Source organism: Salinivibrio sp. AR647 (assembly GCF_001995415.1).
Classification (GTDB): Bacteria; Pseudomonadota; Gammaproteobacteria; order Enterobacterales; family Vibrionaceae; genus Salinivibrio; species Salinivibrio costicola.
Window position 1 is genome coordinate 135,453 of the sequence record NZ_MUFE01000006.1, and the last position, 22,070, is coordinate 157,522.

Below are 22,070 nucleotides of genomic sequence, written 5' to 3' on the forward strand. Positions count from 1 at the left end.
ATTTTGTGATAGCTGACTGCCTAGTGAGGCGCTATCATCAGCAAGATTTTGCTTATTGACCCAGCCATAAATGAGAAAAATCTTGCTGATTATCCATGGCCTCTTCTTATATTTCCTTTTATAACAGGGGTATAAGATTTGGCATTCCCTTTGCTATCCATGCTTTGCTGTTAAATAATTTTGTAATTTATGTAAACCAATAATACAGCCCTACATGGAGAGTAAACATGAAGATCAATCAGCTATTTAAAGCACTGACGTTTGCCGCGGCCTCGTTTAGCCTCGCCTCGACCGCTGTCGCAGAAGACCGAAGCTATATCCTCGCAACGGCTTCAACCGGTGGCACCTACTATCCCGTTGGTGTCGCGCTGGCGACGCTGAGTAAGGTCAAGCTTGCCCCTAAGCACCATTTTTCGTTGTCGGCAATCAGCTCCGCTGGCTCCGGCGAGAATGTGAAACTGCTCAATGAAGACGAAGCGCAATTTGCGATTTTACAGGGCTTGTATGGTGCGTGGGCCTGGTCCGGCGAGGGGCCGTATGCAGAAAGTGGCCGCCAAGATCAACTGCGCTCTGTGTCTATGCTTTGGCAAAACGTTGAGCACTTTATTGTGCGCAGTGAGCTGGCAGAAACAGGCACCGTGAGTGATTTGAGTAACCTTGAAGGTGAAAAATTTTCGATTGGTAAGAAGAATTCAGGTACCGAAAACTCAGGTCGTCAGATTATGAAGGGACTAGGCGTGGATCCGGAATCCTTTAATTTGGCTTACATGGGTTATGGTGGCAGTGCCAGCGCACTACAAAATGGCACCATTGATGGCATGAATACCCCAGCGGGGGTGCCGGTTGGCGCAGTTACCCAAGCGTTCGCCGCACTGGGGAATGATATCTCTATCCTGTCTTTTACTGACGAACAAATCAAAGCGGCTAACGGTAAATACAACCTTTGGACCAAGTACGAAATTCCTGCTAATACCTATCCTGAGCTGGATAAGCCGGTCACCACCATTGCTCAACCTAACTTCTTGGCCGTGCGTAAAGATCTTTCCGATGAGGATGTGTATCAGCTCACCAAGGCTATTTACGAGAACTTGTCTTTCCTTCAAGGCATTCATAAAGCCACCAAAGCGATGGCGATTGAAAAAGCGATCGCTGATTTGCCTGTGCCGCTGCATCCAGGTGCAGCACGCTATTACCAAGAAGTGGGTATCGATATCCCGTCTGAACTGGTAATGGAATAACGCGATAGCGCTCCGGGATAGCTCGGAGCGCCTATCGAGATCAAATACTGCATGGAAACGCGGATACTGCTTGGAGTAAAGGGATGAGCGAGCCAAGAGAGCACGAGCCTGTTGAGCAAGGACCTGATGAAACAGCGCTGGAGAAATTTGAATTACCCACGCGCGATGATTTTCCGTGGGTGACCACCACCATCACTGTGCTGGGCGTGGTGTTGTCTGTATTGCATATTTGGTTCAATACGCTATCAACACTACCGGAGTTATGGATTTCGGCGACCCACTTTGCGGGGTTTGCGGTGATTTGTGCACTGTGGTACCCGGCACATATCTCTTTGAAGCGGAATAAAATAGCGCTGGCGGTCGATATTTTTATCGCGTTAGGTGCAGTGGCTTGTCTGCTGTATATCCCTTATGCCGAAGATGCGTTATATGCGCGTGGGGTAAAATTTGTCACTGCCGATTGGGTGTTCGCCAGCTTAGCGATCATCATTGTGGTGGAGCTGATTCGTCGTACCATGGGGTGGTTTATTCCCATTCTGATTATGGTGTGTTTGAGCTATGTCGTGCTGTGGGGCGAGTGGGCGTCGGGGATTTTTCACTTTCCCGGATTGAGCCTTGAAACCCTGTTATATCGCAGTTACTACTCCTCGGAAGGCATGTTTGGCGCGATTACCCGGATTAGCTGGACGTTCGTGTTTATGTTCATTTTATTTGGCGCCTTTCTTGTCCGCTCTGGGGTTGGAGATTATATCATCAACGTGGCCCGTGCGGCCGCGGGTAAGATTATTGGCGGGCCGGGTTTTATTGCGGTGATTGGCTCTGGGTTAATGGGGTCAGTGTCAGGCTCGAGCGTAGCGAATACCGTATCGACTGGGGTGATCAGTATTCCTTTAATGCAAAAAGCCGGTTTTCCGTCGCGCTTTGCTGCTGGGGTCGAAGCATCGGCTTCAACTGGGGGGCAATTAATGCCGCCCGTAATGGGGGCGGGGGCGTTTATCATGGCCTCGTATACCCAAATTCCTTACGTGGATATTATTGCCGTATCACTGGTTCCTGCGCTGATCTACTTTCTCTCGGTAGGCTTTTTTGTGCGCATTGAAGCAAAGCGCAGTGGCGTGCAAAAGGTTGTCACCACCGAGGACTCTTTATTGATGGTGCTTCTCCGCGGTTGGCATAACCTTATCCCGCTTGCGGTGCTTGTCACCTTGCTGATTAAAGGCTTCACGCCCACCTATGCTGCGGGTATTTCGATTATCTCTGTCATTTTCGCTTCCTGGTTTTCCAAAGAGCACCGGATGGGGCCGAAAGCGATCATCGAGGCGCTGGCGCAAGGGGCAAAAAATATGGCCACCACCGCTATCCTGCTCGTGGGTATTGGTTTGGTGGTGAATGTGATCAGCACCACGGGGATCGGTAATACTTTCTCGTTGATGATTGATGGTTGGGCGAACGGTGATCTGTTTATGATGCTGGTGCTAATTGCTATCGCCTCGTTAGTGTTAGGGATGGGATTACCAGTGACCGCTGCCTATATCGTACTGGGCACCTTGTCGGCACCTGCTCTGTATAAGCTGATTGCTGAAAACCAATTGTTGGAGCTTTTAGTATCAGGCCAGCTTCCTGAGCAAGCCAAGGCAATATTTATGTTGGCGGCTCCAGACAAACTCGATCTTTTAAATGCGCCCATGACCATGGAAACCGCCAAGCAAATGGTCGCCTTAGTGCCGGCTGACTTTATGGAAACCTTRTTAGAGCAAAGCTTAGGGCTGGAGACGGTCAGTTTGGCTCTGCTCGCCGCCCACTTGATTATTTTTTGGTTATCGCAAGACAGTAATGTGACCCCGCCGTTTTGTTTGACGGCATTTGCGGCGGCCACCATTGCCAAAACGCCGCCGATGCGCACGGGGCTGATGGCGTGGAAAATCGCCAAAGGCTTGTATCTTGTTCCTTTGCTCATTGCTTATACCAGCCTGGTCAGCTGGGATATCGCCTCGGTGTTAGAGGTTGGCTTTTTTGCCATTATTGGCACGTATGCCTTAATTGGCGCGATTGAAGGGTATCTTGAAGGGCCGATTAACTGGCTAAGCCGCCTTTGCTTATTAATGATTGGTGCCTTGTTAGTGTGGCACGATATTCCGCTATGGCTTCGTTTGTTGAGCGTCGTTGGGTTTGTTGGCCTGTTTGTATACAGTGGGCGCAAGTATCAGTTGCAACAATCTCAGCTGCCAGTGTCATGAGGCGTGTATGAAATCTGTTTATGATTATGTAATTGTCGGTGGAGGTATTGTTGGCGCGTCTACGGCTTGGCAGTTAAAGCAGCGTCGTCCCGATTGTGCTGTGCTGCTGGTGGAAAAAGAGGCGAGTGTTGCCCAACATCAAACCGGGCATAACAGTGGCGTGATCCACGCGGGTGTCTATTATCCACCAGGCAGTTTAAAAGCCGATTTCTGTAAACGAGGAGCGGCGCTGACCGTTGAATTTTGTGCCAAGCACGATATTGCAGTCGAAAACTGTGGCAAGCTATTGGTCGCCACCAACGAGCAAGAGATGGCTCGGATGCAGGCGCTCTATGAACGTTGCTTAACCAATGATATCGACGTGCGCTGGCTGGATGCGGCGGAGCTTCATTCGCAAGAGCCCAATGTTAAAGGTTTAGGTGCCATTGCGGTGCGCGCGACCAGCATTGTTGACTATCGGCGGGTGACTGAGCAAATGGTGTGTGAATTTGAAGCGCTCGGTGGTGTCACCCAACTCAGTACAGAAGTGATTGGAGCCAGCGAAGCGGCTGAGCAAGTGACCTTGCACTGCCAAGCAAGCGGGGAGCCGCTAACGATTCATTGTCAGTTTGTGGTGACATGCAGTGGGTTGATGGCAGATAGAATGACCCAAATGATGGGGATCCCAACCGCGTTTCAAATTATCCCTTACCGCGGTGAGTACTATCAACTTGCGAGCCAGTACCAAGGCTTTGTGAATCACCTTATCTATCCGATTCCCGATCCCGACTTACCTTTTTTAGGCGTCCATCTCACGCGGATGATAGACGGCTCCATTACGGTGGGACCTAACGCGGTGCAAGGCTGGAAGCGAGAAGGCTATGGCAAGGTCAATCTCAGTCTAGAAGATACCTGGCAAATGCTAACGTTTGCGGGCTTTTGGAAAGTGACCATCAATAACTTAAAGACTGGCTTGGTCGAGCTGAAAAACTCGTGGTGGAAGCCGGGCTACGTCAAACAAGTAAATAAATACTGCCCGACAATCAAAGCTAAGGATTTGAAGCCTTATCCAGCGGGGATCCGAGCTCAAGCCGTGCTAAATGACGGCACCTTGGTACACGACTTTCTGTTTGCCGAAAGTGCGCGGAGTTTACACGTGTGCAATGCGCCATCGCCAGCCGCGACCTCTGCGATGCCGATTGGTGAATACATTTGTGACAAGGTGACGCAAAAACAGCAGTGGCTCAGTAGTGAGGCTGATTAGCGTTACATACTGGAAAGTGAAAGCCAGCGCCTACTCGTGGCCGCTGGCTCTTACTTTGATTATTGGTAACCCACAGTAAATGCTTGTTGCAAATGCTTAGGGATTTCGGCTTCATCAAGCATGGCGACCGCGAAGTCTTCCATCGAAATGCGAGATTGTCCGTCACTATCTGTCACTAAGGTGTCTGTCCCCAATGTGTACTGACCGGTGCGTGTGCCAGGTGCGATCATGGCGGCAGGTGAGAGGTAACTCCAAATCACATCTTGGCTGGTGAGGCACWGCTCATATTGCACTTGGCACGCGCGCGCAATCTCAACCGCTGAAGCAGGGAGAAATCCTTCGGCGTTTAACACGGTTTCACCGTCAGTGCCCGGAATCATCAGTCGAGCGGCACCGCCGACAATCAGAACGCGCATTTGATGGTGGGCTGCGCCTTGAACGACTGCTTGGGTTAACACAGGTAATTGCGCTTCTTCGCCTGTCGGTGGACGTAACGCCGTAATGGCAAGATCATGACCAGTCATCACCGATGCCACATTGTCCGCATCGCTCAAATTGGCGGCGACAGGTTTTACGCCGTCGGGTAGCCTGCTTAATGCTGCCTCGTTACGTGTCACTGCCGTGACCTTATGGCCGCGTTGCAACGCTTCCGACACAATTCGACTGCCAATATCGCCCGTGGCACCAAATACGATTATATTCATTGCGTTAGTCTCCATGTTATGAGTCCTGTGTGTCCTTTTGCCGCGCAATAGCCAGTAAAAAGGTGGCTGTCATACGCTTTTGGTTAAACCATGCTGAACTGATTAAGTTGTGATTAATTATTTATCTTGATGTAAAGATAAATACCAAAAGTCTTCACGTCAAGATAAATATGTGGATGTTTTTTTATTGAAGAAGACAGAGGGGAGCCAATGGAGATAGCGATCCGGCAAGGATGGCCGCTTGAGCAAGCACAAAACGTCGCTGAGCTCTATGAGCAGGCGTTTGGGATGAAGTTCGCACGGGCAATTCCTAATCAGGCAGCACGCGTGGCGGTGTTGTCTCAGTGTTTTGTCCCAGACTTTTCGTTTGCCGCTATGCAAAACGGCAAGGTGGTGGGGTTGGCTGGGTTTCAAACTCAAACCGGCGCACTGACACAGGGCATGGGCGCGAAACAGTTGATCGATAGTTTGGGGACCATCAAAGGCATTTGGGCCTGCGCGATATTGGCGCTGTTTGAGCGTAAAGCGGCACACAATGAATTGGTGATGGATGGCATTGCTGTTGATAGCGCGATACGAGGTCAGGGGATTGGCTCCCAATTATTGGATGCCATTATGGATTATGCCCAAGCGCATGGCTTTGAAAGCGTTCGATTAGATGTCATTAATAGCAACCCCAGAGCCCGCAAGCTTTATCAAGCCAAAGGCTTTGTCGCCACTAAAGAAGAGCGTTTTCCGCACCTAAAATGGCTGGTTGGCTTTTCAGGCGCCACCACCATGGTCAAGGCGCTGAACTAAAACAACAAGAGAGACAAGGATGTTTATTTCTCAATATCAATGAGATAGCCTAGTTCTATGATAGGAATAGGAACAAGCACATGGAATTAGTCGTCACCACACTCAATCACCAAGCAGCCTTTACGCGCTTTTATGATGATTTTGCTCAGTTTGATCCCGAGAATGCCGATTACTATCGGCCGGGAAAAGATGATTTCGCCACTTACGTGACTCGGTTAACGGATGAGTCATTGGGTAAAAACCTTCGTAAAGGTTATGTGCCGTGTAGTCATTTTTGGCTGCTTGATGCTGAGCAACAAATCATTGGCGCGATTCGGATCCGCCATCACATCAATACGCCATTTCTATCTCAAGAAGCCGGACATATTGGTTACGATATTGCGCCGTCATATCGTGGACGTGGATATGGCAAGCAAATGTTAGCCTTAGCGCTGCCCAAGGCGAGCGAGCTAGGGATCACTCGCGCCCTAATTACCGCGAATGAAGACAATATGGCATCGCGCAAAGTAATTGAAGCTAATGGCGGCACGTTGGAAAACATCATTAATGGCGAAGTGTTCAATGAATCATTGGCGCGGTACTGGGTGGACATTAATGGATGATTCCCCGCGCGTGGACCAACTGGACAGTGACCGTCTGTTGCTGGTGGCGCCTAATATGGCACATCAGCCTTTAATTTTAGAAGCCGTGTTGGAAAGCCAGCACACCCTTGCTCCTTTTATGGATTGGCTGCCGCACGCGCTGACCGAATCGAGCTCGATTGAAAACACCCAACAAGCGATTGATGACTTCGACATGTTTATTAATGAGCTACGCTACTCGATTTTTGAAAAATCGACGGGGCAACTGGTGGGTGTGATCAGTCTAATGATCCGTAATATCGCGATTCCTTATTTTGAAATAGGCTATTGGCTGCGGAGCTCCAAAGAAGGCCTTGGCTATATGAGTGAAGCGGTGCGAACGCTAGAGCGGTATGCGTTTAATGACCTTAATGCCAAGCGTGTCGAAATCAAAACCGCCTACGAAAACACCCGCAGCCGCGCGGTAGCCGAGCGTTGTGGGTATCATCAAGAAGCGATGCTTACCAACGACCGTATCCTACCTAGCGGCACGATTTCTAGTACTGTGGTATACGCCAAAGTGGCGGCATGTGAAGTCGAGGAGAAATGATGATCCCAGTGAATACCTCTGTGGTTTCTGGCGTGGCGCTCTCTCGTATTGAGGGAGAAATAAAAATGCTGCTGATGAAGCGAGTGAAAGGTGGCTTCTGGTGCCATGTTGCGGGCTCGATTGAAGCGGGTGAGACCGGAGTGGACGCCATCGTCCGTGAGTTTAGCGAATAGACCCAGATTACGGTGGCTGACTTGTATAACGCGCAGTTTTTGGAGCAGTTTTACGAAGCGTCAGTGAATGTGATCGAGCTTATCCCTGTGTTTGTGGTGATGTGTGATGATAACCAAGCCATCACGCTTAATGATGAACACACCGAGTTTCGCTGGTGCTCACTCGATGAAGCAAAAGCCTTGGCGCCGTATCCAAATCAGCATGCGGTATACGACCATGTGTGGGCTTATTTTGTTGACCGGCCCATCAACCCGTTATATCGCGTCAACTTACCTAACCGTCAGGAATGAATGATGAGCATGGAACGCTTTTTTACCCAAGATGACATTATGTTGCACGGTGACACGGTTTCCTTGGTACCTTTGTCTGCATCGCATGCGGAGGCTTTGGCCGAAGCCGCCGCGGATGGAAAGCTATGGGAGCTCTGGTATACCTCCGTCCCGAACGCTGAATCAGTGGAACACTATATCGCTAGCGCCTTGGACGAGAAAGCGAAAGACAAAGCATTGCCGTTCGCCGTGGTTGAGAAAGAATCGGGGCGAGTGATTGGGTCAACGCGATTGGCCAATGCGGATGCCGCTAATAAGCGCGTGGAACTTGGTTACACTTGGTACGCTAGCCGTTATCATCGTTCGTCGGTGAACACCGAGTGCAAGCGATTATTACTCGCTTATGCATTTGAAATCTTGGGGGTTATTGCGGTTGAGTTTCGCACTCACTGGTTGAATCAGGCATCACGCGCGGCGATTGCTCGCTTAGGGGCCAAACAAGATGGTGTGTTGCGAAACCACAAGATCGTTAATGGTGTGTTCCGCGATACGGTTGTGTTCTCGATTATCGAAAGCGAATGGCCGGCGATTAAGCTAAACCTTGATTATAAGCTGGCGCGCTACCGGTGTTGATCTCGCCTTTTTTTTCATCGTCACGTAAAGTAGCGCTTTTATTGGCTAGCGAGGCTAGTCGTGTACGTTGTGCGCCCAACCAAAACGTGAGAACGAGTATGCAAGAACAACCGAATAACCCACTTCACGGACTTAGCTTACAAACCATTTTAACGCGACTGGTAGAACACTATAGCTGGTCCGGTCTTTATCAGCGTATTCGTGTGAATTGCTTTCATAATGACCCATCTATTAAATCATCGCTTAAATTTTTGCGCAAAACGCAGTGGGCGCGAGATAAGGTCGAAGGCTTGTATATTGATACCTTTTGCTAAGGGTAAAATCGATAACGCCGAGTGAATGTGCCTCGGCGTTTTTGTTTATCGCCCGATAACGGGTATGCTCATTAAGATGCCGCTTGTCGCTGCTGGAAGCGCGTTGCGTGCTCGACTAGGCCCTTAAACAGCGTACGCTGACAGCCAAGGTAAAGCAAAAATTCTGGATGCCACTGTACGCCCAGTGTATAAGGGCGGTTGGGCGACTCTATCGCTTGTACAATACCATCTAAATCACGTGCGCTTACCGTTAAATCCTCGCCTAACGCGTTAATCGCTTGGTTGTGTAGGCTGTTTATTTTGCGTCTGCCTTGCCCCAATCGTTGCTGTATATGGCCGTTAACATCACGCAATATACACAAGGTTTTCATCGGGAATATTGTCCAGCGATGAGAGGTTTTCTTGCGCTGTTCGCGTAAGCTTTGGTGCAAGGTGCCGCCTAAGCAAATGTTGAGAAGTTGCGCACCACGGCAAATGCCCAAAAGCGGCTTTTGACTGGCTAACGCGCTTTTGATTACTGCGCTCTCTAGTTCATCACGTTCGGGATCGTAGTTTGGTTTCACTTCGGGCTCAGCAGCATACAGCACAGGTTCAACATCGTGGCCGCCTGTGATCACCACACCGTGATAATCATCAGGCTTAAATATTGAACCTGGCCGCAACTGTAGGGGCTGCCCGCCATAAAGACGCACCGCGGTGGCAACGAAAAAACGCGGTAAGAAGGCACCTTTGTCGGGGCCGGTTATTGCGATAACGGGTCTACCCATAGCGTATTCACTTTCTCCGCCCAGTTATTGGTAATGCGTGATAATGGATCGTTTAAGTGAGCAAGATAAGCATCACAGCAAGCTGTCAGTCGTTTTGGATCTGCGGCAAGTTTCTCTACTTCTACCCAATCATTCCATGCCTCATGGATCCCCCATTGTGGACGACTTACTTTGCTATCCGGTAAACGATAGTGAAACGTGGGGCGCGCTTTTGTCAGGCCATCATTGAGCGCCTGATTCACTTGTTTCTCATCGAGGTGAGTGAAGAGTGGCAGCATATCTAGCGCACGATTACGCGTCGGATTATCAGCAAGGTAATCTGCAATCAAGGTGTCGCGATCGGGCCAATAATCGTGCGCGAGAACACGCGTGATATACGCTTTTGGAAACGGATCGACATAGCTTGTGAGACGACGGGATAAATCAATATCGGCACGTTTAATTAGCCAATCATACAAGCATAAAAATGCTTTCAGATGCGCGTTAATAGTGTGAGCGGATAAGTCGGGCAGTTCGGGATTAAGCTGCATCCCAAATGCATAGACAGGGCTGTCCTCTGTGCCTTCTGCACCTTGTTGTCGCAGAAACTCAATCAGTCTATCGACGTCTTGAAGTCGATCAAGCGGAAGCGGTGGGCTGACTATTTCGACCGGTACGACCATTTTAGCTGCCCAAGCTAAAACTTCTTCCGCGGATTGGTCAATTTGATTGGCGAGAGTCTTCTCACTTCGATCGTTCCGTCCAAGGCGTTTTAGCTTGGCGTAATCAAGCTCTATGATCCAATCACCCGCATTGTCACCGGTTAGTTTTCGGTCGTAACGGCCGCCATGCTCAACCGTCAGGGATAAATGTTTTGCAACGAGCTGTGCAATGGTGTCTAGCTCCATACCACTCAATTCAAGTTCAACACCGACGCAGCGCGTTTCTCCCTCTGCATTGGTGGTATGAGGGGGTGTTTTTAACGGTGAAGGGGACGCATTCATCAATGGAGCCTCACTTATCGGATAAACATATGAAATACATGGGGGTCACGATGCGCTGATTAAAGGGAAATCGCCTCGATTTGTTCGGGAATTAGCCTAAACAAATCGCAAATATAATGCTCTTTGGCTTTCATCAGCCAATACGATCTGCCGCCCAGCTTGTTAAAGCCATTCGTTTTACATCGGCAATGGCTTCATCTGGCAGTGAGCTTTTTATCCCGACTTGAATGGTGTCGTCATGATAAAGATAAAGCCGAGAGAGAAACTGCTCAAAAGGTAGCGACGCTTCGCCGTATTGTTCGCCTTTTCCTTGGGTGGAAACAACCACTTCATTCCCCCAATCTTGGCCACTGTCGTTATTCGGGTTATAAAAATAGACCCGCATCACGTTGTCTTGGTCGAATGCGACACGAATCAAAGTAACAGCGTGCCATCCAATAAATCGCCCCTGACTGCTTGTCACTGCAATTCCAACGGGTTGAGGATGAATGACAGGAATGTTGCCATTGTATAAAGGATGATAGCTACGATAAAAACGCTCGATAAAGCAATCGAAATCTTTGAGTAGGCCTGTTTTAACGTCAACCGCAATCATAAATTCGCGCCCGACATACCAGCCGTGAAATTCGGGGTTTATCCATTTGTGGGGATCTTGCTCTCGACTGACGCAGCAACGGCCCATTTCAATATAAAGCTTGTCGAGATGAGGGACGAGGACCACGGACACAGGATCGGTGTCAAACGGCAATGCTGTGCTTAGGCCTTGTAGCAACGTGTGTGAGTCCAATGTTTTACCTTCAAAGTGCATGCGTAAGCTTGTATTACAGGCGACTTGAACGATACAGTTGAGTAGATAATCGGGATCATTATAGGCCCACATTGAGATGGCTCGAGCAGATTGGCAAGTTGGATTGTTTCCTTGTGCCACACCAAGCGGTTGACCAAGCACTGACATCACGCCTGCAAGAAGATGTACCCGCGCCGGCAGTTGATCGCCAAACGCGAGGGTTAGGCTGGCGGCAACATCCGGATGTAAATTTAAATAAATTTGCCGCCATAGACTCGGTGCGACGGGCGCGTCAAACAATACCCCACGCTCAAGCAGCATCGCCAGCCCATAGACTGCTTGTGCGGTCTGCGGATAGACAGCTTCTTGAATTAATGTGTGGACCAATTGACGATAGGTCACGAGACAATCTACCCCTGTATTACTGAGCCCTAGCGCGGTGGGGAGTATATCACTGCCTTGGTTGTCGAGTAGCCAGCGTAAGAAGGTGGCGTGATAGTCAGACGCCAAGCCGACATCGTGCATCGCGCGTGCAAAGCCCATCGCCTCCTGTTGGAGGGAGTTGTTATCCATGGCGTTTAGTCGTTGGCAATAGGCATCGAGCCCCGGATCGTCATAGCAACCTTGAGTCGGGCCATATAGCGCGCTTACCAGACGGTCAATCCCGAGTTTTGCTTCACCAAGGTTGACTTGCTCTTGAGACACGAGAATGGATATCTGGGTGATCATCGCTTTTATCGGATTGACCTGAATAGGGCGTTGGGCGAGAACGCGCCAGACTTCATCAACTAACTCACTAAGAATGGTTTCGTAGCCTAAATGCGTGAGAAGAAACCGGTATAGTGAACTGATAGCGGGTGCCATCTCACCAAGGCGGATACGACTAGTTTCGTCGGTGATCCCCATGATGAGTGACAAATTAAGACTGAGTACTTTGGCAAGAAACTGATGAGCCTCTTGGGCTGAGAAAGTCGAAGGGGGGCTCTTACCCTCAACAATAGCTAGCATTCTTAATTGGCTGAGGCAATCTAGTAGAACGGTGGCTTTGTCCGCATGTGCGAGTGTTGCCGGCACTAAATTGGGTAATAGGTATTCTGGGTGATCCCAGTCTGTACCTTCAAAGAGACCAGCTGCATTGAGCGTATGGATACGCGTATATAGAGCGCTAATGCCGTCCTCTTGCGTCAGGACTTGCTCACAGATATCAATCACGTGAAACTGGCAGCTTGGTTTATCAATTGAACTTGCCTGATCAAGCTGCACCACAGCATGATCAAGGTTTTTTAGTAAGCTCGACATATCAATGATGTTCTTTCCTGCGCTGTATCAGTGGCGCTTGCCAGCCCATGGATAGGCATGTGTTAACTACCTTCACCTGGGTTGGTCGTCAGCCTACAACGTCCTTTTGTGCCTGATTATAGTCAAACTACTATTACACACTTCAGAGAAAATAGTAACCATAAGCCCCCTTGACCACTATCGCTACTGGCGCAAAGCTTGTAACTTAAGGGTGAAAATTCAACAGTTTTAACAACAAAACAAAAAATAACATCATTCAGGGAGTGAAGTATGACGAAGCAGGTCGTGGTGTTAGGGGCCGGAATGGTCGGTGTATCCGTGGCTTGGCATTTACTTAAACGAGGGTATGCCGTCACCTTGATCGATCGCGTGCCTCCAGGGCAAGAAACATCGTTTGGCAATGCAGGCATTATTCAACGTGAAGCCGTTCGGCCCTATGCCTTTCCGCGTGATCTCACCACTTTGCTGCGGGTGTTGCCGAACCGTGCGGTGGATATTCGCTATCGTCCTAGCAGTGTGATTCGAGCGGCTCGCGCGTTATTGCAATATTGGCATTACTCCAGTGATAAGCATTATCGAAAGCTTGTCCCTGAATACGCAGCCTTGATAATGCAATCACTCGATACGCATGATGAGATGATACGGTCTGCGGGGGCGGAAGCGTTAATTCGCAAAGCCGGTTACCTTAAACTGTTCCGTACCCAAAAAGCGCTTGATGAAGAACTGACAAAAACAGCGTCTGACAGCGCGCTATTCGGTGTTGAGTTTGATGTGTTAAACCGTCAACAGCTTGCACAGCGAGAGCCGAGTTTGTCTCCGTCTATTGTGGGGGCGATTCATTGGAAGCAGCCTTGGACCGTCACCGATCCCGGCGCTTTGGTCGAAGCTTACGCCGCGGATGTAAAATGCAAAGGAGGAGCCATTAAACATGCTTCGTTAACAGGCTTAACACGGCAAGGCTCGGGATGGCTCATTCAAACCACCAAAGAAAGCCTACACGCTGACCAGGTGGTGATGGCGATGGGGCCTTGGTCATCGTATTGGTTGGATCAATTGGGAATTCAGGTGCCTTTGTTTGCTAAACGCGGCTACCACATGCACTATGCATGTAATAAAAAAGTACCACTGAATCATTGGCTTATGGATGCGGAAATCGGGTACCTCTTGGCGCCGATGCGCGCTGGTGTTCGCCTGACGACAGGCGCGGAACTGACAGCAGTGGATGCGCCGGTTAATGAGAGCCAACTTAATGCCGCTGAACAGGTCGCGCGTTCGCTTTATCCGCTTGGTGAACGTCTTGATGCATCCCCTTGGAAAGGTGGGCGTCCTTGTCTACCCGATATGAAGCCCATGATCGGCCCGGCGCCAGACCAAAAGGGGCTGTGGTTGGCATGCGGTCATGGTCATCAAGGTTTTACCTTGGGCCCTGTGACCGGAAAATTGTTGGGACAAATGATAGATGAGGAGCACACGGATATTGATATGCATCCGTATCGTGTCGATCGCTTTTAGTGGTCGGCTGCTGAGTTTGTCATCATTCCCACGCCATGAGGGATCGAAAACGCTTAAGTCGACGTAAACCCGTTTGCTTTACAGGCTGATACTGTAAGACAATGAATAGCTTGGCGAATCCTTTTTTGAGTGACAATGACGATAAATAGGGTTCAGCCATTGATGTGACGTGAACGTTTAGATAGGACCACTGATGCACCAGGCGTTTTTCTCCAAAACTAAGCCCGCCATTGTCGTGCGCGGCCCAGAAGACCAGTCATTTATCGCGCTACTCGAAGCTCGGCTGCGAGATCACGGCTGCGATGTGACTGTGATTGGCCCTGATGATCCAATGCCCGATTGGGATGCTGTGCAATTGATTAGCTGGGTGCCTGAGGGAGAGGCGCAAATGACAACCTTGCGCTGGTTGAGCGAGCAGTGCCCGTTTATTGCTTTAATGGCAAGTCAAGCGGCGGCTGATCGCGTGGCCGCGCTGAATTCTGGGGCGGAAGATGTGCTATCTGCCCCTATTGATATTGATGAGTGTATGCTGCGCACCGCGATTGCGATGCATCGCCGCCATGCGATGGTGGTGATCAAAGAGTCATCAGGCCAGCTGCAAGTTGATAATCTCTGGATGCACCAAGACACATACCAAGTCAGAGTGGATGACCAAGCGGTCAAATTAACACCCATACAATTCGAACTCTTGTGGCTTCTTGCGCAGCATAAAGATACTACGTTAAGTAAGTCACTCCTTTATCGTCAGGTGCTTAAAAAAACGTTTACGCCTGATGATCGCAGCCTCGATATGCATTTAAGCCGTGTTCGGAAAAAACTCGCTGACGCTGGACTGCCGCCTGAGCGCTTGCAAACCGACCACGGCAAAGGCTATTGCTTTATTTAATGGCGTTTAAGCTGAGCGTGACAGCGCAAGTCGCCAGCGACCAGGATGGGGTAAGCGAGGCAACAGCAAGCCGGCAACAACAATCGCAATCCCTAATACTTGGATTTGGCTGACCGCTTGTCCCATCAAGAACGCGGTGAGTACTGCAAACACCGGTACAAAGTTAAAGAATAGGGCAGCATTGGCTGAGCCAAGGTGACGTACACCGTTAAGCCAGAGCAAATAGCCCGCGACGGTGCCTAGCACACCGATATAAAGTAATTCTGAAACCGTGATTGGGCTGGCGGTTATCACCTCACCAAAGGGATGTACATTTGGTGTCATCGCACACATCACGCCGATGACCGTGGCGCCACTGAGCATACCCAAAAAGGTATAGGGGATGACAGGCATCCAACGACCAATCCCTTGGCTGAAAAAGGTATAGGCACTCCACGCGAACATGCCGGTGAAAATCATCTGATCACCTTGATTAAAGTTGAGGTTGCGTAAAACATCCCACTGTCCGTCGGTGATCACCAATAATACCCCCGATAAACTGACCACCAAACTGAAAACTTGCCCTTTGCGCGGAAGTGCGCGTATTGCTACGCAGGCAATGAAAGAGGTGACTAACGGGCTGAGCGCCATAATTAATGAGCCGTTGGTGGCTTGGGTATATTCAAGCCCGGTAAACAAGCAAAGATTTAACCCTCCAATGCCTACAGCACTGACGGTAGTTGCCCATAGCCATTGTTTGCCACTGAGATGGGGGATCTTGGCTCGGGTTGCTTTGAGGTACAGACCCAGACAAATGGCCGCGATCCCAAATCGCCAAAAAACAAGCGTGAGTGCACTGACCTCATTCAAAGCATCCTTACCGATGGGAAAGGTGCTGCCCCAAAAAAACGCACATAAAATGAGTAGGGCGATGGCTTTCCAAATCGACGTTGTATTCATATTAATACCTGACTTATTAAACGATGTGCGCTAGTGTATAAGTTTCAAAATTTGAATAAACCGGCAATATTAGAACGGTAAATGCCAATAATGAAACTTAACTATTCGCTAGACGATTTGCGTTACTTTTGTACTGTTGCCCAGTTAGGCAGCTTTAAAGCCGCAGCGCAACAGCTATCGATGCCTCAATCGACCTTAAGCCGGCGAATTCGTCAACTTGAGCAGGATCTGGCCTTGCGGTTACTCAATCGTGATGCCCATCGTATCTCGCTCACGCAAACGGGTCATCGCTATTTCGAACGCGCTGCGAGTCTTTTTGATGAACTGAACGCGGTCAGTGATGAACTCTTGAGCGAAAAGCAGCATCCTAAAGGTAAGATCCGTGTTAGCGCCCCTATTAATGCCGGTAAACAGTTTTTACGCGCTGTTTTGTTTGATTTTATGCGCGCCTACCCAGAGATTCAGCTTGATCTGAGTTTTTCTAACACACTGGTTGATATTGAAGGCGAAGGAATGGATGTGGTGTTTCGGGTCGGTAATCCGGTCGTGGAAGATTGGATCGCACGGCCATTAACCGATATTCACTTTATTGTCTGCGCGAGTCCAGGTAGTGATTATGGTCAGCTTCAATCACCAAAAGAGCTGGTGGGCAAACCTGTCGTGCTGTGTCACCCAATGACCGTTTGGCAGCTAGAGCACGACACAACCGGTGACGCTTATGACTATCAAGCCACGACGGGTATTCGGGCTGAAGTTGACGAAATTCAAATGCTGACCCATGCCGTGCAGGCAGGCTTTGGGATGGGCTACATTCCTGACTACTCCGCATTACCGTTGATTGAACAAGGAGCGCTACAACGGGTGTTGCCATCATGGCGGAGCCAAGCACGAACGCTGTTTTTGTTGTATCGCGATCGGGAGCACGTGCCGCTGCGGGTGCGGTTGCTGGTGGAGTTCGTGCTCGCGCGGTTTGTTGGATAATGAAATCAGGCCACAGTGTTTTGCGCTGTGGCCTGATGTGGGAAGGTTAGGCGTCGTGGTTTGTTTCCGTTGACACCATATGTTCAGTTGGCGTCGACGTAATCGCTTTGGCTAAGAACAAGTACATCGCGGGTACCACGAACAGGGTGAACAAGGTGCCCAGTGTCATCCCACTGGCAATCACTAACCCCATGGCAAAACGCGCGCCTGCACCGGCTCCTGAGGCAATCAAGAGCGGGATCATGGCGAGAACCGTCGCGGCCGTTGTCATCAAGATAGGGCGTAAACGGATCGCTGTCGCTTCTTCAATCGCCTCGCGCTTCGTGCGCCCATCTTGCTGTAACTGATTGGCGAACTCGACGATTAAGATACCATGTTTTGCAATTAGCCCCACCAAGGTGAGCAAACCGACCTGGGTATAGATATTCAGCGTGGTAAAACCAAGGCTGATAAATATCAATGCCCCACACACACTCATGGGGACCGTGACCAAAATAATGATCGCGTTTTTAAACGACTCAAACTGCGCCGCCAAGATTAAGAAAATCACCACCAGGGCAAAGAAGAAGGTGACGACCAGTTGTTGGCCTTCGCTCATAAATTGCCGCGATTGCCCTGCATAATCGACACTGAACCCAGCTGGTAATTCGGTTGCGGCGATCTCTTGTAATACACCTAGCGCTTCGCCTAAGGGGACACCTGGACGTGGGACGCCCGAGATTTTAACCGCATTGAGTTGTTGAAAGCCTCGCAGCGCTTGTGGCTGAACGCTTTCTTCTAAGGTCACTAAGGTCGAAAGTTGGATCAGCTCACCTTCTTGGTTGCGGGTATAAAACTGACGCAGTTGATCTGGCGTAAGACGCTCACTACGCGCGACTTGTGGGATTACACGGTATGAGCGGTTATCCAGTGAAAACCGTCCAGCGTCAGCGCCGGATAACAGTGAGCCCATGTCGGCCGCGAGCTGTTGCATGCTCACACCCATCAAAGCGGCCTTTTCACGGTCGATGTTGACCGTTTGCTTTGGACGGTCGATACTTAGATCGGTATCCACAAAGATAAAGCGTCCACTTTGCATCGCTTTGCCAACGATATTATTAGCGACTTCATTGATGGCTTCATAAGGTTGGGTCGAGCCAATAATAAACTCAACCGGTGTCCCACCGCCTGGAGACGGTAATGAAGGTGGCACCAATGCAAAGCTACTTAAGCCTGGCTGGCTCTCCATAAAGGGCTGAATCTCGTTTTCTAAGATGGCTTGGGTACTGCGCTCACGCTCATCCCAAGGGGCAAGCACAATACCAGCGATGGCATTATTGGTGCCGCCTGAGCCATTAATAATAAAGACATTATCAATTTCTGGCACATCATCAATGAGCCGGTTTAACTCGTCTGTGCTGGCAGATAGCGCGTCCAGTGTGGTTTGGCTATCGGCCTCCAAAATAGAGAAGACGAACCCTTGATCCTCTGCCGGTTCTAATTCAGAGGGGCTGGTGATAAACAAAAAGTAGCAGGATACCAACACAATTGCGCCAAAAGTAAGCACAACGCCGTTAGTATTTAGCAAACTATGTAGGGTACGTTTATAGCGACGGTATAAACGATCAAATTGTTTATCTAACCAATGTTCAAGAGAATTCTCTTTCGCCGCTTTATCGGCTTGATAAGGTTTGAGTACATAGGCACACATCATCGGTGAAAGTGTTAGTGCGACCACTCCCGACAAAATCACCGAGGCGGCGAGGGTAAACGCAAATTCGACAAACAAGACACCGGTTAACCCGCCGACAAAGCCAATGGGCAAAAATACCGCGACGAGCGTCGTCGACATGGTAATAATCGGCCAAGCTAGCTCACGTGCCCCCTCAATAGCGGCCTCTGTTCGACTCTTTCCTTCTTCAATATGGCGGTGGACATTCTCCAGCATGATAATCGCATCATCGACCACCACGCCAATCGCGAGAACCATTGCCAACAAGGTGAGTAGGTTGATGGAAAAGCCTAATAGAAACATCAAGAAGAAGGTGCCGATTAATGACACCGGAATGGCGACCGCCGGAATAATCACCGAGCGCAATGATCCTAAAAAGCCATAAATAACGAAGACCACAATCGCTAAGGCGAGAATAATCGATATCACCACCTCATCAATGGCATTATCAATATACTCGGTGGAATCATAAGCGATATAGGCCGATAAGCCTTGCGGTAGTTGGGGGATAATATCCGCGTCCCAAACCTCATTGACTGATTCAATAACATCAAGGGCATTGGCATCCGGGGACACTTCAATGCCGATAAAGGTGGCATCTAATCCGTTAAAGTTAACGGACGTTTGATAACTTTCTGCACCTAATTCAACCGTCGCGACATCCTCTAAACGTACTACCGATTGGCCATCGCTGCTGATCACCAGATCTTCAAATTGTCTGACGTCATGAATGTCTGTGGCAGCGTTTAAATCTATCGCGACATCTTGGCCTTTGGTGCGTCCAAGCGTTGCCAGAACATTATTATTGCGCAGTGCAGCAACGACATCCGTGCCGGTAAGATCGTATGCAGCGAGCTTGACCGAATCGAGCCAAACCCGCATCGCAAAGCTGCTAGCACCGAGTACATTGGCGCGTTGTACGCCGGGAATCGTAGAAAGTTGCGGCTCAACCACACGCACCAAGTAGTCGGTAATTTGGTTATCACTGAGTACCTCAGAGTAAAAGGCGAGATACATCGCCGCCACGGTTTCACCGACTTGCAAGGTGACCACGGGTTCACGCGCATCTTCAGGCAGCTCAGACCGTACCTTGTTGACCTGTGCGGCAATTTGCGTGAGTGCTTCATTAGGGTCGTAATCAAGACGCAAATACGCCTCGATGGTGCTGACGCCTGCCGTCGACGTCGAAACCAAGTAATCAATCCCTTCTGAGGCAGCAATCTCGCGCTCCAGCGGTGTGGTAATAAATCCTTGAATCAAATCGGCATCTGCACCGATATAGGTGGTCGACACGCTGATAACCGCATTCTTAATTTCCGGGAACTGGCGCACATTCATGTCGGTGATGGCGCGTAAACCTAGCAAGATAATGAACAGGCTAACGACGGACGCTAATACGGGTTTCTTGATAAATACGTCGGTAAATCGCATCGAATAGCTCCTATTGATTCACAACGTTGGGATCAAGATCTTCGCTGGGCTGAACACGCGGATTATCACTGATCTTCACGTTACTGCCGTTGCGCAGCTTGAGCAGTCCGGAAGTCACGATGCGATCGCCGCTTTCCAGGCCACCCTCTATCACAATCATGTCACCGCGGCGTGCGCCGGTTTGAACAAAACGCTGTTGCACCGTCAGTGCATCATCTTGTTCTTGGATCACGAAAACGGCGTTGCCATAGGGGTTAAATTGAATCGCGGTTTGTGGCGCCAGTAAGACATTTTGCGTTTCTTCACCTTGATCAAGACTCACGCGTGCAAACATGCCCGAGCGTAAAATGGCGTCTGGATTGTCAAAGGTGGCCTGAATGTCGACACTGCGGCTCGATTGGGTAACGACAGGAGAAATAGCGGTGACTGTGCCAGTAAACGTTTGTTCAGGTCGCGCCGTGATAGTGGCTGAGACTGTTTGGCCATCTTGCAGGGTACTAAGCTGTTGCTCGGGCAGGGTAAAATTAAGATGAATCGGATTCACTGAGGTCAGGGTTGCGACCACTGAACCTGGAGCAATTAATTGACCAAGACTGACTTTACGAATGCCAATAATGCCATCGAAAGGGGCGGTTAGCGACTTTTGTGCAATGCGCGCTTGTTGGCTATCAACTGCTGCATTTGCTTGTTTAGCCTCACTTTCTTTGCGTTTGAGTTCCGACTCTGATACGTTTTTATCTCTGTAAAGGCGTTGGTAACGTCGCATCTCTAATTGTGCTAGTTCAGCCACCGATTCGAGTCGGCGCAACTCTGCTTGATCAACACTGGCATCGAGTGTCAGCAGCCGTTGCCCTTTTTTTACTGGGGTCGCATTATCAAAGAAAATATCATCGACAATGCCGTTTGCTTCGGTGGTCAACTGGGTTTCATTAATCGCGGCAAAACTACCAATAGTAGTTTGTTGTTCACGCCATGGGTGCGTCGACACTGTGGTGGCTGTGACAGTCGCCGTCGGGGCAGGCATATTGTCAAAAAATTGATTCATAAAATGATCACCCACCATTTTGTAGGCAAAAATCCCACCAAATACGAGCGCACACGCGACTAACATCAGAATTAAACGCTTTGTCATAAAAAGTCCCTGAAAAAAAATCCATCACCGACCGTGGTCAGCGCATAAAACGCAAACGCAAAAAGGTAGGCTTACCTTACAACGGTACGTCGAATTGACTAATACAAACCATATCACTGTTTGGTTCATTGGTTGGGAGTAAATTGATGATTTTGTGGAGCTGTTCAGGCTAGAGTCATAAACCTAAACGAATGAGGAGAAAGCGGATGCTACTCAACGCAAATAGCAACGTGGATGAAGCGACATTGCGTGCGATTGCCCATATGCCGACGCTTAGTCTACCTGTACTGATGGACGCTCATTTTTGCACTAAGTTAACAGATACTGATTTTATGAGGATCGCGGTACGCCTTGCAGAAAAAAGTGCACAAGAAGGCGGCTGTCCCATTGGCGCGGTGATTATTGATAATCACACGCGCCAAATTGTGGGTAAGGGATACAACACGCTGGTGCAAGAAAACCATCCTTATAATCACGGCGAAACAGCTGCAATGCGTGACGCTGGGAGAATCGATTTTAGCCAAACGACCTTATTCACCAGTTTAAGCCCTTGCGATGTTTGCGCCACATTAATCTTTATGCGTGGTTTCGCGCGAGTGGTGGTCGGCGATGTGACCAGTGCGAGCGGTAACGAGACGATGCTGCAAGAGAAAGGCGTGACGATCGATGTGCTAGAAGATCCGCTGGGCATTGCGCTGTATCAGCAATTTAGAACCGAGCACCCCGAACAAGAGTTAGAAGATTGGCAAGGTGTGAGTGCGGTGAACGCAAAGAAATAAGAATTTTGATAAGAGTAGCCTACGAGGATTGGCTGGGCCTTTTTGTGTTGTCGCCGCCATATCGACTTAAGTTGAATAGCGCA

At 49.5% G+C, this 22,070-nt stretch carries 19 protein-coding genes and 1 pseudogene; 13 read left to right on the plus strand and 7 right to left on the minus strand.

Annotated features, from left to right (window positions below; genetic code table 11):
• Positions 1–227 precede the first annotated feature (227 nt).
• From BZG76_RS09310 to lhgO, 3 genes are all read left to right on the plus strand, one after another.
• Positions 228–1,238 (plus strand): TAXI family TRAP transporter solute-binding subunit, encoded by a 1,011-nt coding sequence (locus tag BZG76_RS09310; protein WP_077461107.1) that lies wholly within the window; start codon positions 228–230, stop codon positions 1,236–1,238.
• An 83-nt stretch (positions 1,239–1,321) separates the two neighbouring features.
• Positions 1,322–3,475, plus strand: coding sequence for a TRAP transporter permease (locus BZG76_RS09315; RefSeq protein ID WP_077461108.1), 2,154 nt, complete (start codon positions 1,322–1,324; stop codon positions 3,473–3,475).
• A 7-nt stretch (positions 3,476–3,482) separates the two neighbouring features.
• Positions 3,483–4,718, plus strand: a complete 1,236-nt coding sequence (lhgO, locus tag BZG76_RS09320) for an L-2-hydroxyglutarate oxidase (RefSeq protein WP_077461109.1) — start codon at positions 3,483–3,485, stop codon at positions 4,716–4,718.
• A gap of 59 nt (positions 4,719–4,777) precedes the next feature.
• Here the strand turns inward: lhgO and BZG76_RS09325 are convergent, their stop codons facing one another.
• A complete protein-coding gene (locus tag BZG76_RS09325) occupies positions 4,778–5,422 on the minus strand; it encodes an NAD(P)-dependent oxidoreductase (RefSeq protein ID WP_077461110.1) in 645 nt (214 codons plus the stop codon).
• Between the two features lie 210 nt (positions 5,423–5,632).
• Between BZG76_RS09325 and BZG76_RS09330 the strand changes: the two genes are divergently transcribed.
• The 6 genes and pseudogenes from BZG76_RS09330 (at position 5,633) to BZG76_RS09355 (ending at position 8,780) form a co-directional block, all read left to right on the plus strand.
• A complete protein-coding gene (locus BZG76_RS09330) occupies positions 5,633–6,220 on the plus strand; it encodes a GNAT family N-acetyltransferase (protein ID WP_077461111.1) in 588 nt (195 codons plus the stop codon).
• A gap of 80 nt (positions 6,221–6,300) precedes the next feature.
• A complete protein-coding gene (locus BZG76_RS09335; protein ID WP_077461112.1) occupies positions 6,301–6,822 on the plus strand; it encodes a GNAT family N-acetyltransferase in 522 nt (173 codons plus the stop codon).
• Positions 6,815–7,390: a GNAT family N-acetyltransferase gene (locus tag BZG76_RS09340; RefSeq protein WP_236719561.1), complete on the plus strand. Its 576-nt coding sequence runs from the start codon at positions 6,815–6,817 to the stop codon at positions 7,388–7,390. The genes BZG76_RS09335 and BZG76_RS09340 overlap by 8 nt, the downstream gene beginning before the upstream one ends.
• Positions 7,390–7,854: pseudogene (locus BZG76_RS09345) on the plus strand (NUDIX hydrolase). Before BZG76_RS09340 ends, BZG76_RS09345 begins: the two are co-directional and overlap by 1 nt.
• Positions 7,855–7,863: 9 nt before the next feature.
• Positions 7,864–8,466, plus strand: coding sequence for a GNAT family N-acetyltransferase (locus tag BZG76_RS09350; protein ID WP_108743667.1), 603 nt, complete (start codon positions 7,864–7,866; stop codon positions 8,464–8,466).
• A 98-nt stretch (positions 8,467–8,564) separates the two neighbouring features.
• Positions 8,565–8,780: a VF530 family DNA-binding protein gene (locus BZG76_RS09355; protein WP_077461114.1), complete on the plus strand. Its 216-nt coding sequence runs from the start codon at positions 8,565–8,567 to the stop codon at positions 8,778–8,780.
• 71 nt (positions 8,781–8,851) lie between these two features.
• Here the strand turns inward: BZG76_RS09355 and BZG76_RS09360 are convergent, their stop codons facing one another.
• From BZG76_RS09360 to BZG76_RS09370, 3 genes are all read right to left on the minus strand, one after another.
• Positions 8,852–9,547, minus strand: coding sequence for a gamma-glutamyl-gamma-aminobutyrate hydrolase family protein (locus tag BZG76_RS09360; protein WP_077461115.1), 696 nt, complete (start codon positions 9,545–9,547; stop codon positions 8,852–8,854).
• Positions 9,523–10,530, minus strand: coding sequence for an amidoligase family protein (locus tag BZG76_RS09365; RefSeq protein ID WP_077461116.1), 1,008 nt, complete (start codon positions 10,528–10,530; stop codon positions 9,523–9,525). The genes BZG76_RS09360 and BZG76_RS09365 overlap by 25 nt, the downstream gene beginning before the upstream one ends.
• A gap of 133 nt (positions 10,531–10,663) precedes the next feature.
• Positions 10,664–12,616: a hypothetical protein gene (locus BZG76_RS09370; protein WP_021023698.1), complete on the minus strand. Its 1,953-nt coding sequence runs from the start codon at positions 12,614–12,616 to the stop codon at positions 10,664–10,666.
• A 270-nt stretch (positions 12,617–12,886) separates the two neighbouring features.
• Between BZG76_RS09370 and BZG76_RS09375 the strand changes: the two genes are divergently transcribed.
• Positions 12,887–14,128 (plus strand): NAD(P)/FAD-dependent oxidoreductase, encoded by a 1,242-nt coding sequence (locus BZG76_RS09375; protein WP_077461117.1) that lies wholly within the window; start codon positions 12,887–12,889, stop codon positions 14,126–14,128.
• Between the two features lie 193 nt (positions 14,129–14,321).
• The gene (locus tag BZG76_RS09380; protein WP_077461118.1) at positions 14,322–15,014 is read left to right on the plus strand and encodes a winged helix-turn-helix transcriptional regulator; all 693 of its coding nucleotides are present in this window, start codon (positions 14,322–14,324) and stop codon (positions 15,012–15,014) included.
• A gap of 6 nt (positions 15,015–15,020) precedes the next feature.
• On the opposite strand, the gene BZG76_RS09385 is transcribed toward BZG76_RS09380, so the two are convergent.
• Positions 15,021–15,953 carry a DMT family transporter gene (locus tag BZG76_RS09385; RefSeq protein WP_077461119.1) on the minus strand — a complete coding sequence of 311 codons (933 nt, stop codon included), beginning with the start codon at positions 15,951–15,953 and terminating at the stop codon, positions 15,021–15,023.
• 90 nt (positions 15,954–16,043) lie between these two features.
• Here BZG76_RS09385 and BZG76_RS09390 point away from each other — a divergent pair, with 90 nt between their 5' ends.
• Positions 16,044–16,934, plus strand: coding sequence for a LysR family transcriptional regulator (locus BZG76_RS09390; RefSeq protein WP_077461120.1), 891 nt, complete (start codon positions 16,044–16,046; stop codon positions 16,932–16,934).
• 46 nt (positions 16,935–16,980) lie between these two features.
• On the opposite strand, the gene BZG76_RS09395 is transcribed toward BZG76_RS09390, so the two are convergent.
• Together BZG76_RS09395 and BZG76_RS09400 are read right to left on the minus strand one after the other, a co-directional pair.
• On the minus strand, positions 16,981–20,076 hold the full coding sequence (locus BZG76_RS09395; RefSeq protein WP_077461121.1) for an efflux RND transporter permease subunit: 3,096 nt from the start codon (positions 20,074–20,076) through the stop codon (positions 16,981–16,983).
• A gap of 10 nt (positions 20,077–20,086) precedes the next feature.
• Positions 20,087–21,208 carry an efflux RND transporter periplasmic adaptor subunit gene (locus tag BZG76_RS09400; RefSeq protein ID WP_077461122.1) on the minus strand — a complete coding sequence of 374 codons (1,122 nt, stop codon included), beginning with the start codon at positions 21,206–21,208 and terminating at the stop codon, positions 20,087–20,089.
• A gap of 206 nt (positions 21,209–21,414) precedes the next feature.
• Between BZG76_RS09400 and BZG76_RS09405 the strand changes: the two genes are divergently transcribed.
• Positions 21,415–21,987, plus strand: coding sequence for a nucleoside deaminase (locus tag BZG76_RS09405; protein ID WP_108743465.1), 573 nt, complete (start codon positions 21,415–21,417; stop codon positions 21,985–21,987).
• Positions 21,988–22,070: the final 83 nt, after the last annotated feature.

Coding starts and splice junctions, on each gene's coding strand:
- BZG76_RS09310 (WP_077461107.1), top strand. CDS start 228: ATGAAGATCAATCAGCTATTTAAAGCACTGACGTTTGCCGCGGCCTCG.
- lhgO (WP_077461109.1), top strand. CDS start 3,483: ATGAAATCTGTTTATGATTATGTAATTGTCGGTGGAGGTATTGTTGGC.
- BZG76_RS09330 (WP_077461111.1), top strand. CDS start 5,633: ATGGAGATAGCGATCCGGCAAGGATGGCCGCTTGAGCAAGCACAAAAC.
- BZG76_RS09335 (WP_077461112.1), top strand. CDS start 6,301: ATGGAATTAGTCGTCACCACACTCAATCACCAAGCAGCCTTTACGCGC.
- BZG76_RS09340 (WP_236719561.1), top strand. CDS start 6,815: ATGGATGATTCCCCGCGCGTGGACCAACTGGACAGTGACCGTCTGTTG.
- BZG76_RS09350 (WP_108743667.1), top strand. CDS start 7,864: ATGGAACGCTTTTTTACCCAAGATGACATTATGTTGCACGGTGACACG.
- BZG76_RS09355 (WP_077461114.1), top strand. CDS start 8,565: ATGCAAGAACAACCGAATAACCCACTTCACGGACTTAGCTTACAAACC.
- BZG76_RS09360 (WP_077461115.1), bottom strand. CDS start 9,547: ATGGGTAGACCCGTTATCGCAATAACCGGCCCCGACAAAGGTGCCTTC.
- BZG76_RS09365 (WP_077461116.1), bottom strand. CDS start 10,530: ATGAATGCGTCCCCTTCACCGTTAAAAACACCCCCTCATACCACCAAT.
- BZG76_RS09370 (WP_021023698.1), bottom strand. CDS start 12,616: ATGTCGAGCTTACTAAAAAACCTTGATCATGCTGTGGTGCAGCTTGAT.
- BZG76_RS09375 (WP_077461117.1), top strand. CDS start 12,887: ATGACGAAGCAGGTCGTGGTGTTAGGGGCCGGAATGGTCGGTGTATCC.
- BZG76_RS09380 (WP_077461118.1), top strand. CDS start 14,322: ATGCACCAGGCGTTTTTCTCCAAAACTAAGCCCGCCATTGTCGTGCGC.
- BZG76_RS09385 (WP_077461119.1), bottom strand. CDS start 15,953: ATGAATACAACGTCGATTTGGAAAGCCATCGCCCTACTCATTTTATGT.
- BZG76_RS09390 (WP_077461120.1), top strand. CDS start 16,044: ATGAAACTTAACTATTCGCTAGACGATTTGCGTTACTTTTGTACTGTT.
- BZG76_RS09395 (WP_077461121.1), bottom strand. CDS start 20,076: ATGCGATTTACCGACGTATTTATCAAGAAACCCGTATTAGCGTCCGTC.
- BZG76_RS09400 (WP_077461122.1), bottom strand. CDS start 21,208: ATGACAAAGCGTTTAATTCTGATGTTAGTCGCGTGTGCGCTCGTATTT.
- BZG76_RS09405 (WP_108743465.1), top strand. CDS start 21,415: ATGCTACTCAACGCAAATAGCAACGTGGATGAAGCGACATTGCGTGCG.